This is a genomic window from Actinomadura sp. HBU206391 (assembly GCF_014323665.1).
In the GTDB taxonomy this organism is placed as follows: Bacteria; Actinomycetota; Actinomycetes; order Streptosporangiales; family Streptosporangiaceae; genus Actinomadura_C.
Genome location: NZ_JABVEB010000139.1, coordinates 1 through 14,501, shown reverse-complemented (window position 1 = coordinate 14,501; position 14,501 = coordinate 1). Strand labels below are relative to the sequence as shown.

13 protein-coding genes are annotated in these 14,501 nt (G+C 70.0%); all 13 read right to left on the bottom strand.

Going from position 1 to position 14,501, the window contains the following annotated elements; translation table 11 throughout:
• The coding region (locus tag HKK72_RS40095) for a hypothetical protein (protein WP_222721186.1) at window positions 1-260 on the bottom strand (260 nt) is incomplete at its 3' end.
• Window positions 261-459: 199 nt separating this feature from the next.
• Window positions 460-1,308 (bottom strand): TIGR03936 family radical SAM-associated protein, encoded by an 849-nt coding sequence (locus tag HKK72_RS27375; RefSeq protein ID WP_187237316.1) that lies wholly within the window; start codon window positions 1,306-1,308, stop codon window positions 460-462.
• A gap of 143 nt (window positions 1,309-1,451) precedes the next feature.
• A complete protein-coding gene (locus HKK72_RS27370) occupies window positions 1,452-2,321 on the bottom strand; it encodes a hypothetical protein (protein ID WP_187237315.1) in 870 nt (289 codons plus the stop codon).
• Between the two features lie 31 nt (window positions 2,322-2,352).
• Complete coding sequence (locus HKK72_RS27365; RefSeq protein ID WP_187237314.1) at window positions 2,353-4,278, bottom strand: TIGR03960 family B12-binding radical SAM protein; 1,926 nt, start codon at window positions 4,276-4,278, stop codon at window positions 2,353-2,355.
• Window positions 4,279-4,318: 40 nt separating this feature from the next.
• Window positions 4,319-5,476: a rod shape-determining protein RodA gene (rodA, locus tag HKK72_RS27360; protein WP_187237313.1), complete on the bottom strand. Its 1,158-nt coding sequence runs from the start codon at window positions 5,474-5,476 to the stop codon at window positions 4,319-4,321.
• The gene (gene mrdA, locus HKK72_RS27355) at window positions 5,473-7,524 is read right to left on the bottom strand and encodes a penicillin-binding protein 2 (RefSeq protein WP_222721190.1); all 2,052 of its coding nucleotides are present in this window, start codon (window positions 7,522-7,524) and stop codon (window positions 5,473-5,475) included. The genes rodA and mrdA overlap by 4 nt, the downstream gene beginning before the upstream one ends.
• Before the next feature lie 23 nt (window positions 7,525-7,547).
• A complete protein-coding gene (gene mreD, locus HKK72_RS27350; RefSeq protein ID WP_187237311.1) occupies window positions 7,548-8,138 on the bottom strand; it encodes a rod shape-determining protein MreD in 591 nt (196 codons plus the stop codon).
• Between the two features lies 1 nt (window position 8,139).
• Window positions 8,140-9,255, bottom strand: a complete 1,116-nt coding sequence (gene mreC / locus HKK72_RS27345) for a rod shape-determining protein MreC (protein WP_187237310.1) — start codon at window positions 9,253-9,255, stop codon at window positions 8,140-8,142.
• A 9-nt stretch (window positions 9,256-9,264) separates the two neighbouring features.
• Window positions 9,265-10,296, bottom strand: coding sequence for a rod shape-determining protein (locus tag HKK72_RS27340; protein ID WP_187237309.1), 1,032 nt, complete (start codon window positions 10,294-10,296; stop codon window positions 9,265-9,267).
• Between the two features lie 187 nt (window positions 10,297-10,483).
• The gene (ndk, locus tag HKK72_RS27335; protein ID WP_187237308.1) at window positions 10,484-10,894 is read right to left on the bottom strand and encodes a nucleoside-diphosphate kinase; all 411 of its coding nucleotides are present in this window, start codon (window positions 10,892-10,894) and stop codon (window positions 10,484-10,486) included.
• A 59-nt stretch (window positions 10,895-10,953) separates the two neighbouring features.
• Entirely contained in the window at window positions 10,954-12,414 is a 1,461-nt protein-coding gene (locus tag HKK72_RS27330; RefSeq protein ID WP_187237307.1) for a hypothetical protein, read from the bottom strand.
• A 147-nt stretch (window positions 12,415-12,561) separates the two neighbouring features.
• On the bottom strand, window positions 12,562-12,879 hold the full coding sequence (locus HKK72_RS27325) for a DUF4233 domain-containing protein (protein ID WP_187237306.1): 318 nt from the start codon (window positions 12,877-12,879) through the stop codon (window positions 12,562-12,564).
• 77 nt (window positions 12,880-12,956) lie between these two features.
• On the bottom strand, window positions 12,957-14,378 hold the full coding sequence (locus HKK72_RS27320; protein WP_187237305.1) for a bifunctional folylpolyglutamate synthase/dihydrofolate synthase: 1,422 nt from the start codon (window positions 14,376-14,378) through the stop codon (window positions 12,957-12,959).
• Window positions 14,379-14,501: the final 123 nt, after the last annotated feature.

Below are 14,501 nucleotides of genomic sequence, written 5' to 3'. Positions count from 1 at the left end.
GCGGCCACCGGGGGCGGGGTGGTCGGCATTGCCGGGGGCGGCGTGGCGGCCGGAGGCGGTGTGGCGGCAGGGGCCGGCGGGGTCACCGCGGCCGGGGCGTCGTCGAACTCGGGCGGAGGACCCGCCGGGCGGCTGGCCGCACGGCGGCGTGGGCGCGTCCGCTTCTCCGGGCCCTTCTCCGGGCCGGCCGCATCGTTATCTGTATCTGTCAGTTCCGTGCCTTCGGCACCGGTGGCCGTGTCGGCCTCGTTCTCGAGCATGCGGGCAATCTCCTGTCAGGCCCCCGGGCGCTACGGCATGCCCCACCATCAGGTGAACCAGCACCGTGCGCCGCACAGGAGCTCCGTCTGTCGTCAGAGTCGTCGCGTTCCGGGCTTTCGTCCGGGGCCGACGACAAAAGTCGTTGGGGGTGCGCTCTTCCGTCCCCTGCGGCGCGGCACCGTGTGCACAGTGCCGTCCCTACGGTTGGGCGCTGACAACGTCTGCGCTCACGACTCCGACCGGCATGCTCGCGAGACCGTTCCCCGCGATGGCAGCGCCACCTGTCGGTTCGGTCTCCCGGTCAGGATCCAGTGGATCCGTGAGCTCGCCGGTGCCCGCGTTCAGGGGGCCCTGCGCCAGCCGAGTCACCAATGGGGGTGACTGCGGCGCGAAGTCGGCCACCTGACGCAGTCCGGCTAGGACGTCGTCAGGTCGTACGGCAGGAGTTGTATGCCGAACAACCATTCGAAGTATCACACAAGGGACAGCCGTCTCGTCCATGCCGCGCCGGTCCGGATCGCAGGCCTCAACCTTGCAAGCACAGACGGCCGACCTGGCATCGAAACGACGCAGCCCCTTCCTGGTGAGGCGTTCGACCTCGACCTCAGCGGCGGCCATGAAGGTTCCGGTGGCCTCGGCTGCGGCGCCTGTGGCGACACCGTCCAGCCGTATCGTCCACTCGGACGCCTCCAGCCGGTCCGCAATCGACGAGCCCGTCCGAGCCGCCACGACATCAACGATGTCGAGACCGCCGGGAAGCGCTTCGTCGAGGGCGGTCCGTACCCACGCGGGGTCGCGGGTATCGGTGAGCCCGATCTCGAGGTATTCCGCCTCGCTCGCCACTCCGGTCGCAGCCGCACCCGCGTAAGAGATCTTGGGGTGCGGTGTGAATCCGGCGCTGTACGCGACAGGGATCCCGGCGCGCCGCACTGCGCGTTCCACGGCCCGGGAAATGTCGCGGTGACTCGTGAACCGCAACCTGCCGCGCTTGGCATAGCGCACACGCAGGCGCTGGGTCACGGGAACCGGCGCTGGACCCTCCGGCATGGGAGCCAGGGTCTTAGTCCTTCCTACTAGCGTCCAGTAAAAACGTCTGCCAATCGAGGGTGCCGCCCGGCCACCCGCCGTGCGCATCGCGTGCGATGCCCGCTACGGCCGGAGTCATGCAGCACCCTTATAGAGTACGGGGCTCAGGGGCCGCCTACGCCCATGGCCCGGAGCACGGCCCGCGTCGCGCCGCCGATCGGACGCAGAACGCTGACCGTCACCCAGCGCAAAGGCGCCACCACCAGCAGGTTCCACGTCCACCGAACCGCCGCGAGAACCGGCCGGAGCAATGCTCGCCACAGCCACCGGAGCGGCCGGACGATCAGCAGGCCGAGCACCAGACCGACGTACCGCGCCACGACGCCGCCGACCCGCCAGCCGAACGACAGTGCGTCCATGAGCACGTGGCCGATCGCGGCCAAGACCGGCCGGGTCAGTCGGTACAGCGCCATGACGGCCGCCCCGATGCCCCGGGCGACCCATGCGATCGGCGTGAAGACGATGATCGCCAGCCCGACCACGAGCCACCGGAGCGCCCGTCCGACGGGCCTGAGCAGGTATTGGTACAGGAACCGGCCAACCGGCGTGAGCACCGCGCGGTACAGCAGGCCCGCCGGACGTACGACAAGCCACAGCCACAGAAACTGCAGCGGCGTCACGACCAGCGTCATGAACAGCCACCCGAGCGGCCGTAGCAGGACGGCGTTCAGGAGCCGGCCGATCGCGGCGGCGGCCTCCCACAGGAGCCGCACCGGCACCACGACCAACACCGCGATCACCCGGGCCGGCCAGGCGATGCAGCCGGCCGGCTGCCGTTGATACTGCTGCTGGTACTGCTGCTGTTGGTACTGCTGCTGTTGGTACTGCTGCTGTTGGTACTGCTGCTGCTGGTACTGCTGGTACTGCTGCTGGTACTGCTCAGGCTGATGTCGCTGCTGCTCCGGCGGTTGCCGATACTGCTGAGCGCGCTGGGGTTCCGTCCACTGTTCGGACGGCTGCGGGGAGGATGTCACGATTCTCAGACGGTCTTCCGGCTCGATCCGTTCACTTGACGACGCTGAGCGGCAGCAGTTTTCGGCCGGTCGGGCCGATCTGGATCTCGGTGTCCATGGTCGGGCAGACGCCGCAGTCGTAACAGGGCGTCCAGCGGCAGTCCTCGACCTCGGTCTCGTCGACCGCGTCCTGCCAGTCCTGCCAGAGCCACTCCCGGTCGAGCCCCGCGTCGAGGTGGTCCCACGGCAGCACCTCGACCTCCTCGCGCTCGCGGGTCGTGTACCAGTCCAGGTCGACGGGCTGCGCCGCGAACGCCCGCTCGGCCGAGGCCACCCACCGCTCGTAGGAGAAGTGCTCGCTCCAGCCGTCGAAGCGGGCGCCGGCCTCCCACGCGGCCGAGATGACCTCGCCCACCCGGCGGTCGCCCCGCGACAGCAGCCCTTCGATGATCGATGGCTTGCCGTCGTGGTAGCGCAGGCCGATGGCCTTGCCGTACTCCCGGTCACGGCGCAGCGAGTCCTTCAGCGCGTACAGCCGGCGGTCCACGGTCACGTGGTCGGCCTGCGCGGCCCACTGGAACGGTGTGTGGGGCTTGGGCACGAACCCGCCGATGGAGACCGTACAGCGGATGTCACGACGGCCGGTGGCCTCCCGCCCCGCCTTGATCACCCGCCGCGCCATGTCGGCGATGGCGAGGACGTCCTCGTCCTCCTCGGTGGGCAGCCCGCACATGAAGTAGAGCTTGACCTGCCGCCAGCCGTTCTCGTACGCCGTCGTCACGGTACGGATCAGATCGTCCTCGGTGACCATCTTGTTGATCACCTTGCGCATCCGCTCGGACCCGCCCTCGGGGGCGAAGGTCAGCCCGGACCGGCGCCCGCCGCGGGAGAGCTCGTTGGCGAGGGTGATGTTGAAGGCGTCCACCCGGGTCGACGGCAGCGACAGCGAGGTGTTCGTGCCCTCGTAGCGGTCGGCCAGTCCCTTGGCGACGTCTCCGATCTCGCTGTGGTCGGCACTGGACAGCGACAGCAGGCCCACCTCGTCCAGCCCTGACGCCTTCAGCCCGGTCTCGACCATGTCGCCGATGGCCGAGATGGAGCGCTCGCGCACCGGTCGCGTGATCATCCCGGCCTGGCAGAACCGGCACCCGCGCGTGCAGCCCCGGAAGATCTCCACGCTGAACCGCTCGTGCACGGTCTCGGCGAGCGGGACCAGCGGCTTCTTCGGGTACGGCCACTCGTCCAGATCCATGACCGTGTGCTTGGCGACCCGCCAGGGGACGCCCGGCCGGTTCGGCGCCACCCGCTGGATCCGGCCGTCCGGCAGATAGGTCACGTCGTAGAACCGCGGCACGTAGACGCCGCCGGACTTGGCGAGGCGCAGCAGCAGTTCGTCACGGCCGCCGGGCTCGCCCTCACGCCGCCACTCCCGGACGACCTCTGTGATCGCCAGCACGACCTGCTCGCCGTCGCCGAGTACGGCCGCGTCGAGGAAGTCGGCGATCGGCTCTGGATTGAAGGCCGCGTGTCCCCCGGCGAGCACGATCGGGTGCTCGTCGGTCCGGTCCTGCGAGCGCAGCGGGATGCCGGCCAGATCGAGCGCGGTCAGCATGTTGGTGTAGCCGAGCTCGGTGGCGAAGCTGAGGCCGAGGACGTCGAAGGCCGCCACAGGGCGGTGCGCGTCGACGGTGAACTGCGGGATCGCGTGCTCGCGCATGAGCGCCTCGAGGTCGGGCCAGACCGAGTACGTCCGCTCGGCCAGCACTCCCTCGCGCTCGTTCAGGATCTCGTACAGGATCTGCACGCCCTGGTTGGGCAGGCCCACCTCGTAGGCGTCCGGGTACATGAGCGCCCAGCGGACCTCGGCCTCGTCCCAGTCCTTGACCTGGGAGTTCAGCTCGCCACCGACGTACTGAATCGGCTTCTGCACGGTCGGAAGCAGCGGCTCCAGACGGGGGAAGATCGATTCAACGGGCATAAGGATCTCCGGGGAAAGGACGCGGGGATGAAACTCCAGCCTAGACGTTGTGGGAGCGCAGGTGTACGGCTTGGAGCAGGCCCAGCGCGATCATGTTGGCGAAGGTCGCCGATCCGCCGTAGGACAGGAACGGCAGGGGCAGGCCTGTGATCGGCATGATGCCGAGGGTCATGCCGACGTTCTCGAAGGTCTGGAAGGCCAGCCAGCATACGACCCCGCTGGCCACGAGCGTGCCGAACAGGTCCATCGCCTGGCTGGCGATCCGCAGGCCGTGCCACAGCACGATGCCGAGCAATACCAGGATGACGAGCGCGCCGACGAAGCCGAGCTCCTCCCCCGCGACCGTGAAGATGAAGTCGGTCTGCTGCTCGGGCACGAAATGGCCGGCGGTCTGCTCGCCGTTGAACAGTCCCTTGCCGCTGAAGCCGCCCGAGCCCACCGCGATGCGCGCCTGCTGGGCGTTGTAGCCGGCGCCGCGCGGGTCCGCCGCCGGATTCGCGAACGCCGTGAAGCGGGCGATCTGGTACGGCTTCAGAAAGCCGAAGTACCACACCGCGAAGGCCGCCGATGCGGCGAGGGCGACGAGCCCGATCATCCAGCGCTTCGGGGCGCCCGAGATCGCGAGCATGCCCATGACCACGGCTCCGAACACCAGCGTGGTCCCGAGGTCCGGCTGCAGCATGATCAGCACCGCGGGCAGGGCCGCGAGCGCCAGGCCGAGCAGGATGTCGCGGTAACCCGGGCCCACCTCGCCGTCACGCGGCTCACCGAGCAGCATGGCGAGCAGGATCACCAGGCCGACCTTGCCGAACTCCGACGGCTGCACCTGGAAGCCGCCGCCCAGCACGATCCACGAATGGGAGCCGTTGATGGTGTCGCCCAGCGGGGACAGCACCGCGATCAGGCCGATGCACGACAGGGCGTACAGGAACGGCGCGTAGGCCCGCAGGAGCCGGTAGTCCAGCACGGTCACCAGGGCGCCGAGCCCGAAGCCGATCAGCAGGTTGAGCAGGTGCCGTTTGAGGAAGGCGTGCGGGTCCTTGGGCAGCCCGATCGGGCCGACGCGGGTCGCCGACCACACCAGAAGCGCACCGATCACCGACAGCACGAAGACGGCGAAGATCAAGGTCCAGTCCAGGCGGCGCAGCGCGGCGGCCTGCCGCCAGAGCGACGGGCGCTGCAGAGGACTGGTGATCATGGCGCCGCGAAGCTTCCGTCGCGGCGCGGCTTCGGCAGCCTGGTCGGCGGTTTCCCGTCGGGCCAGACCGCCTTCTTTCCGTTGAGGCCGTAGATCGTCTCGTAGATCTCCCGTACGGCGGGTGCGGCGACCGCGCCACCCGTCGCCGCCTGCGTCACCATGACCACCACGGCCAGCCGCGGGTCGTTCGCCGGCGCGTACGAGGCGAACCAGGCGGTGTCGTCCTTGCCGAAGACCTCCGCGGTGCCGGTCTTGCCGGCCACGGAGACCTTCTTGAAGTCGAAACCGGAGAAGGCACCGGCGGCGGTGCCCTTGGTGGGCACCTCGGCGAGCGCCTTCTGGATGTAGGAGATCACCTTGGGATCGACCGGCAGGCGTTGCGGCGCGGGCGGCTTGATCTCCCGGACCACGGTGCCGTCGGGCCGCACGACCGCGCGGGCCAGCCGCGGCACGACCAGCTTGCCGCCGTTGCCGATGGCCGCGTAGGCCCGCACCAGCTGGAGCGGGGTCACGAGCACGTCACCCTGGCCGACGGAGAAGTTGGCGGCGTCACCGGCGCGCAAGATATAGCCGTCCACGCAGTTCTCCGCGGCCATCAGCTTCAGGTAGGCGGCGCGCGAAGGGTCGGTGCGTTCGAGCTCCGGGTAGCCCGACTTGGCCGCCCGGCAGTTCTCCTGCTTGGTCGCCTCCCAGTACGACTTCTTCCACGTCCGGTCGGGGATCCGGCCGGACGACTCGCTCGGCAGGTCGATTCCGGTGGGCCTGCCGAACCCGTACATGCGAGCCATCGCCGGCATCGGGTCCTTGGGCTTCGGCACCGGATGGATCCCGCCGTCGCGCAGCCACTCCTCGTAGGCGAACCGGTAGAAGATCGTGTCGCAGGACACGACGAGGGCCTTGTGCAGGTCCATCGGCCCATGGCCCTGGCCCTCGAAGTTGGTGAAGGCCCGGCTGCCGACGTTGAAGGAACCCGGGCAGTCGTAGATACCGTTGAGCGGGTAGCCGTCCCTCACCGCGGCCGCCACCGAGGAGATCTTGAAGGTGGACCCGGGCGCGAACTGGCCCTGCGTGGCCCGCGAGATCAGCGGCTCGCCCTGGCCCTTGCCGAGCAGCGCGTCGTACTCGGACTGGGTGATGCCGCCGGTCCAGACGGCCGGGTCGTATGTGGGCAGGCTGGCTAGGGCGATCACCCGGCCGGTCTTCACGTCGAGCACGACGCCGGCCGCGGCCTCGGCCTTCTTGCCCTGGGCGCGCATGTCGGCGACGGCCTTCGCGAGGGCCTGCTCGACCGCGCCCTGCACCCTGGCGTCGATGCTCGTGACCAGATGGTCGCCGGGCCGCGCCGGGTCCTCACGGGCGGTGCCGGTGACCCGCCCCTGGCTGTCGACCATGAGGCGGCGGATCCCCGGCTCGCCGCGCAGGTCGGCGTCGTAGACGGCCTCGAGGCCGTCCCTGCCGACCAGGTCGACCCGGCTGTAGCCGGTGACCTTGATGCCCTTGCGCCGGTCCATCTCCTCCTGGGTGATCGGGGAGAGATAGCCGAGGGCCTGCACGGCGGTGGCGCCCTCGGTCTTCGGATAGTCCCGTACGGCCTGCACCTGGGCGATGACGCCGGGGAACTCCTCCTGCCGCTCCATGATCTGCAGGGCGCGCTTGATGTCGACCTGGTCGTCGATCGGGATCGGCTGGTACGGCGAGCCGGGCCAGCAGGGCCGCTTGATGCCCGGAGCGCACAGCCGGGTCTTGAGCGCGAGATCGTTGTAGGAGGTGCCGAGCACGCCCGCCAGCCGGTGCAGCACCGCCCGGCCGCCGTCACGCTGCCGGGCCATCGCCTTGCTGTCCACCGAGACGACCAGGGCACTGCGGTTGCGGACGAGCGGGCGGCCGACATCGTCGAGGATCTGCCCGCGCAGGGCGGGCACCACGATGTCGCGCGTACGGTTCTCGGCGGCGACCTGCTTGTAGTGCGCGCCGTTCATCACCTGCAGCGTCCACAGCCGCCCGATGAGCACGAGCAGCAGCGTGACCACGAGGACGTGCAGCACCATGAGCCGGAAATAGGACGCGGACCTCACATGCGCTCCCTGGCCATGGCGCGGAACCGGGCGGTCGCCGGGTCGTACCGGTCGTGGCCCCGTTCGCCCTCGAGACGGCGGGTGAGGCGCAGCACGGCCCAGACCACGAACGGACTGGCGAGGACGTCGTAGAGGACCATGAGGGGCACCAGCCGGGACGCCACCGGCAACCCGGCGCGCGGGTCGTCGAGCATCATGCCCACCCCGACGTACAGCAGCGTCCCCGCGAGCGCACCGGCGGCGACGCCGATGAACGGGGTGACCGGCGAGCGGTCCATCTCGTCGGTGAACAGCCCGCAGATGTAGCCGACCAGGCAGTAGACCAGGGCGTACCGCCCGATGGTGTGGTCGGCGGGCGGCACGATGTCGGCGGTCAGCCCGGCGCAGAAGCCGGTGACGAGGCCGAGCAGCGGCCCGTTGACCAGTGCGAGCGCGACGACGGTGAGCAGCACCAGGTCGGGTGCGACCGAGCCCGGCAGTGGCAACCGGTTCGCCATCGAGACCTGGACGATCAAGGCCAGCGTGATCACGACGACGGCGGTGAGCCTGCGCCCGGCCGGTGGTGTCGAGGCGGTGGAGTGCAGCATGTCAGCCCCCCCTGCCGGCTCTGCCGGCCGGTGTGTTCGTCACCGTGCTCCCCGGCCTGGGGGCGGGCCGGCTGGACGGATCATCGGTGGATCGGATCGTGGGCGCGACCATCGGGCTGCCCGCCGGGGTGACCGGCGGACTCGCCGGCGGAACGCCCGGCGTTCCGGGGGTCGCGCTTCCGGTCGGGCAGGGGCAGGGGGTCGGGCTGGTGGGCGGCACCGGGGTGGGCGCGCCCTTCGGACGCGGCGGCAGCACGGCGTCGCGGGGATCCTCCTTCGGCGGTGCGACCACTACGCCGACCACGTCGAGGCTGGTGAACTGCACGAACGGCCGGATGTAGGCGGTGCGGGTGATGGAACCCTGCGTCTGCTCGACCTTCTCCACGGTACCGATGGGCACACCGGGCACATAGGGACGTTCGCCCTGTGAACCGAGCGTGACGATGCGCTGACCGGGCATCAGCCGCGCGTTGACGTCGAGCAGTTGCAGCCGGATCGGGTTGGCGCCGCCGCTGCCGAGCCCGCGCCGGCCGATGCCCTGCGCGATCCCGATCTCCTTGGAGTCCTCGACCCGGCTGCCGATCGCCGACGCGGCGTCGGTGGCGAGCAGGACCGTCGCCGTGTCCGGGCCGACGCGGGTCACCCGGCCGACCAGGCCGTCCCCCGTCATCACGGTCATGTCGTTCTGCACGCCGCTCCTGCTGCCGACGTCGATGGTGACGGTGTCCTCGAAGCCCTGGCCCGCGGAGATCACCTGACCAGAAACGATCTTGTAGCCGCCGATCCCCGCGGAGCGCAGCAGGCGGCCCAGCTGGCCGGTGCGGTCCTGGTCCTGCCGACTGGCGCGCAGTTGCTCGCGCAGGCGCTGGTTCTCCAGCGCGAGCCGGTCGGCGCGGCGCCGCTCACGCGGGGCGTCGGTGATCGCGTCCACGGTGTTGCCGATCGGCCGCACCGCGGAGGCCGAGACCCGCTCGATCGGGCCGAAGATGGCCGCGCCGAAACCGCGCAGACCGCGCAGCGGCGAGTTGTCGCCGCCCCGGTAGTCGACGGTGATCAATGCGAGGGCGACGAAGAGCAGCGCGCCGAGAACCGCGCGTGTGTGCCGGGTGTCGTTCACGGGCCGAGGTCAGCGCCGTGGTTCGGGAACGAGCACCTGCCGCAGCGACTCGAAGTCATCGACGCACTTGCCGGTGCCGAGGACGACCGAGTCGAGGGGGTTGTCGACCATATGGATCGGCATACCGGTCTCCTCACGCAGGCGTTCCGCGAGGTTCCTCAGCAGGGCGCCGCCGCCGGTCAGCGCGATGCCCCGGTCCATGATGTCGCCGGACAGTTCCGGCGGGCACTTGTCGAGCGTGGTCTTGACCGCGTCGACGATGGAGTTGACCGGCTCCTCGATCGCCCTCCGCACCTCTTCGGCGGAGATCACGATGGTCTTGGGCAGGCCGCTCACCAGGTCGCGGCCGCGGATCTCGGCGTGCGGCTCGTCCGCCGACGGGTAGGCCGAGCCGATCGCCATCTTGATCTCTTCGGCGGTGCGCTCGCCCAGCATCAGGGAGTACTCCTTCTTGGAGTACGAGATGACCGCCTGGTCGAGTTCGTCGCCGCCCACCCGTACGGACTGGCTGGTGACGATGCCGCCGAGCGAGATGATCGCCACCTCGGTGGTGCCGCCGCCGATGTCGACGACCATGTTGCCGGTCGGCTCGTGCACCGGGAGGCCCGCTCCGATCGCGGCGGCCATCGGCTCTTCGATGATGTAGACGCGCCGGGCGCCGGCCTGGTAACCGGCCTCCTTCACGGCGCGCTGCTCGACGCCGGTGATGCCGCTCGGCACGGCCACCACGATGCGGGGCTTGGCGAAGTGCCGGCGCTTGTGCACCTTCTGGATGAAGTAGCGGAGCATCCGCTCGGTCACGTCGAAGTCCGCGATCACGCCGTCCTTGAGCGGCCGCACGGCCACGATGTTGCCGGGCGTCCGGCCGATCATCCGCTTCGCCTCGATGCCGACCGCGACGATCTTCCCGGTGTTGGTGTTGATCGCCACTACGGACGGTTCGTTCAGCACAATGCCGCGGCCACGTACGTACACCAAAGTGTTCGCTGTACCCAGATCGACCGCCATATCACGGCCTAGGAACGACAGCTTGTTACCCATGAAAAAAGGGAGCCTTCCTGCTGGCGGCGGACGTGCGGAGCGGCTTGCTCATCGTAACGCGACAGACCCGGCGAGGTCAGTGACCATGAGCCCCTGCGTTGGGCCAAATACCTCCGATCCCGACGTCACTCGTCGGTAAACACAAGCGGACCGGGTCCCCCCGGTCCGCATGCCTCAGTTCGGCGACTCAGAAAAGATCGGGAAAGAACAGCTTGATCTCCCGCGCGGCCGAGTCGGCCGAGTCGGAGCCGTGCACGATGTTCTCCTGGATCTCCAGTGCGTGGTCGCCGCGGATCGTTCCCGGCGCCGCGCTGACCGGGTCGGTGACGCCGGCCAGGTTCCGGAACGCCTCGATCGCACGCGGGCCCTCGACCACCATGGCGACGAGCGGGCCGCCGGTGATGAACTCGACCAGCGAACCGAAGAACGGCTTCGCACGGTGCTCGTCGTAGTGCTGCTCGGCGGTCTCTGCGCTGAGTGTGCGCAGCTCCAGCGCGGCGATCTTCAGACCCTTGCGCTCGATCCGCGCGATGACGTCGCCGACGAGGCCGCGGCGGACACCGTCGGGCTTGACCAGGACAAGAGTGCGCTCGGACACGGATGACTCCCAAACTTGATCGCTGTTGGATGACGCTCGCTTCGCTGCGCGGCGGCGTTTCAGGAGGATACCCGGCGGGAGCGGCCGGCGAGGATGCTGCCACCGGCCAGCAGGACGGTGATGACGCCCGCGATGATGAGCCAGACGCGGAACGCGGAGGTGAGCGCGTAGACGACCTCCCGCTGTCCCCCGCCCGCGTCGACGGCCTCGTTGACGTCGGCGACCTGCAACGGGCCGACGATGAGATAGCCGGTGAGCACCGCGGGAAAGCACAGCGCGGTGCCGAACAGCGCCGACCCGAGCCCGGTCGCGCGCAGCGACGCCGCGAGGGCCGTTCCCATCCCCGCCCCGAGGGCGACGAGGGGGAGGGTGAGCAGCCAGGTGCCCGAGCCGGCGTCCACGGTCAGCAGGATCAGCACCGCGATGATCACCATGCCGTGGCCGGACAGCACCGCCGTACGGGTGCCGCCGTCGCGGAGCCGGGCGGTGAGCAGGGCGGCGGCCACGGCGGCGGCCGCTCCGGCGGCGAACGGCGCGAGATGCACGCCACGGGGCCCGGAATGGGTACTGACGAGCCCGGTCAGCGGGGCCACGACCGGGAGGGTGAGCAGTCCCGTGGTGAGGGCGACGACGGCGAAGCCGTGCGGGCTCCCCATCGTCGTGTTCCTGGTGCCGGCCAGCGCCAGCCCGACCAGCGCGATCAGGCCGATGCCGGCGACGATGAGCTGTGCTCCGGGCGACCAGCCGTAAGTGGTGACGACCGCCAGGAAGGCGAACCCTGCGGCCGGGACGAACGGGAGCAGCAGCTGGGTGCGCTCGGTGTGGCGCAGCACCGGCAGCGGACCGGCCTTCGTCCGGACCCGGAGGATGACGAGCAGGGCGACGGACGCCAGCGCGAGCCCGATGAGCCACGGGTAGGGCTGGAGCACCGCCCGCCAGCCGTCGCCCGCCGCGCCGTCCGCAGCACCCTCGGAGGGGCCCGCGGAAGCGGTCGGCGGCACCGGCACCGCGTACATCGCGGCCGGCATGGCAAGTAAGAGCGCCGCGGTGAAGACGCCGGCCCACAGGGTGATCAGTACGCGGCCGTGCCGCTCCCAGACCAGGATGAGCGTGGCGGGCAGGATCACCCCGGCGCCGATGCCCTGGATCACCCGTACCGCCGCGATGACCGGTACCGACCCGGCGAACTGTGCGGCGATCTCGCCGGCCAGGACGCACAGCAGGCCGGTCAGCAGGACCAGCCAGGCCGGAACCCTGCGAGCGGCGACCGCCGAGATGGGCACGGCCAGCAGCAGCGCCGGCAGCGCCATGCCGTTCGCGCGCACGAGCCCGGCCGCCTGGCCGGATTCGAGGCCGAGATCGCGAAGCGCCGGCGTGACGACGTACGAGATCGTGTTGGGCACCACCAGCGCGACGATCGGGACCGCCGTGACCGCGACGAGCAGCGCGGTGACGCCCGCGAACCGGTCCCCGGCCCGTTTCTCCCGCTCGACGCCGGTATCGGACTCACGCGCTTTCACGGGGGATTCCTGCAATGGAGCGGACACGACCTTCTCCTGGGGGTCGACATCCGCCATACGCGTGGCTTTTACGACCTGCCCGATTTGCGCATTAGCCGCAAATTGCGAATTCCGGCGGATGAATTCGGGTGCCGTCTCCGCATGAATTTAGCGCGCTTCCGTTCCCTCCACCTTGCGTCCGAGCCAAATAGTGGTGACCCAAAGCGCCCCGAATACGACACCGAGGATGAACATGGTCGGCACCACGAAACCCGTGGCGATCATCACGACCTGCAGAACGCCCCCGGCGAAGACGGCCCAGGAGAAACGGAGCAGCCCGGCCAGCAGAATGCAGGCGAGGGCCAGCGCCCCGCCGACGATCCCGGCGGTCCCCGCATCGGCGTGCGCGACCGAGATCGCGACCGGGATCGCCAATCCGATCACGATCGCCTCGCAGACGAGCACCGCCGCCAACAGCCTTCTCATGGCCCTCTACTCCTTGGAAATGGCGTACGTCCACATGATCGCGGAAAGCCGTCGCCTCGCCCGTGACGACACGAGGATCATCTTTCGTCGACGCGCAGCATCACACGGGCGTCGCCGGCGGTCACGACCGACCCGGTGATCACGACGCCGGCGCCCTGGTACTCACCGGTCTCCTCGGCGAGCCCGATGGCCTGGTCGATGGCGTCGTCCAGCCGAGGGACCACGTGCACGCGATCCAGGCCGAAGATGCCCTCGGCCAGCTCCCCGAGCTCCTCGGGCGGCATCGAGCGCGGGGAGGAGTTGCGGGTCACGACCAGTTCGTCCACCACCGGCTCGAGATGTTCGAGCATGCCGGTGATGTCCTTGTCCCCCGCGGCGGCGACCACGGCGATGAGCCTGGTGAACCCGAAGTCCTCGGTCAGCGTGTGGACGGTCGCATCCATCCCCGCCGGATTGTGCGACACGTCCAGCAGCACCGTCGGCCCCGTCCGTACGATCTCGAGCCGGCCCGGCGAGCTCACCCCGGCCAGGCCGGCGCGGACCAGCCGGGGATCCAACCGGCCCTCGCCGCCCTCACCGGAGTCGAACGGCTCCGGGGCCGCTCCGCGGGTCACCGCGTCCAGGTTCGCCTCGCCCGCGGTCGGCGCCCCGCCGGCGAAGGCCTCCACCGCGGCGAGCGCGCAAGCGGCATTGCGCGCCTGGTGGTCGCCGAACAGCGGCAGGAAGATCTCGTCATAGACGCCGTGCAAGCCCTTGATCGCCAACAGCTGGCCGCCGAAGGCCAGCTCGCGCTCGACGACACCGAACTCGATGCCCTCGCGGGCCACCTGCGCGCGTGACTCGGCCGCCCTCCGGAGCAGCACCTCGGCTGCGTCCAGCGGTTGCTGGGCCATGACGACGATGGCGCCGTCCTTGATGATCCCCGCCTTCTCGGCGGCGATCTCTTCGATCGTGTCGCCGAGGTGGCGGGTGTGGTCCAGCCCGATCGGCGTCAGGACCGCGACCGCTCCGTCGGCGACGTTCGTGGCGTCCCACACACCGCCCATGCCGACCTCGACGACGGCGACGTCGACCGGCGCGTCGGCGAACGCGGCATAGGCCATGGCCGTGACGACCTCGAAGAACGACAGCCGCACGCCGTGCTTGTCGTCGATCATCTCGACGTACGGGGCGATCTCCTGGTACGCCTCGACGAACGCCTCCTCGCTGATCGGCTCTCCGTCGATCGCGATCCGCTCTCGAATCGAGCGCAGTTCCGGGCTGGTCATGAGACCGGTGCGCAGACCGCGGGCCCGCAACAGTGTCTCGATCATCCGGGCGGTGGTCGTCTTGCCGTTGGTGCCGGCCACGTGGATCACCGGATACGCGTGCTGCGGCGAGCCGAGGAGGTCGACCAGGTCGCGAACGCGGTCGATCGTGGGGTCGAGCTCCCACTCGACGCGGCGCTCGCGAAGTGCCGCTTCGACGCCCGGATAGTCAAAGACCTGTGGTTCCGTCACAGTGAAAGCCTACTCACCATGGAGCGGCCCGCCCGCGCACCCGAGCCGCCACGGGGCCGAACCCTGCCCGGGGGGCAGCGGCGGGCCTGTGTGCCGGCCTCTGTTTGAATGGGCCCTTGAGCT